Genomic DNA, 255 nt, shown 5'->3' with positions numbered 1-255 from the left:
TCGACGGCCATCCCTGCCGCGTGATGATGAGCGCGCGCGACCGTGGAATCCACGCTGACCAGGTCGAGATCGACCTGCCCACGAGCCGCCGCCTCGGCGATCATTGCCTCCATCAACGTCTGGAAGGCCCCGGCCACCGCCCACCGCTGGAACGCGCCGTAGACGGTCGACCATGAGCCGTATTCCTCAGGAACATCCCGCCAGGGGGCCCCGGTCCTGAACCGCCACATCACGGCGTTGAACAGCCGCCGCAGG

1 protein-coding gene is annotated in these 255 nt (G+C 68.2%); it reads right to left on the bottom strand.

Going from position 1 to position 255, the window contains the following annotated elements:
• A partial coding sequence (locus SCWH03_RS28440; RefSeq protein ID WP_173267800.1) for a transposase occupies positions 1-255 on the bottom strand: 255 nt, incomplete at both ends.

This window comes from Streptomyces pacificus (assembly GCF_011766325.1).
Taxonomy (GTDB): Bacteria; Actinomycetota; Actinomycetes; order Streptomycetales; family Streptomycetaceae; genus Streptomyces; species Streptomyces pacificus.
The sequence above is the reverse complement of the archived record's forward strand: the minus strand, read 5'-3'. Positions and strand labels throughout refer to the sequence as shown.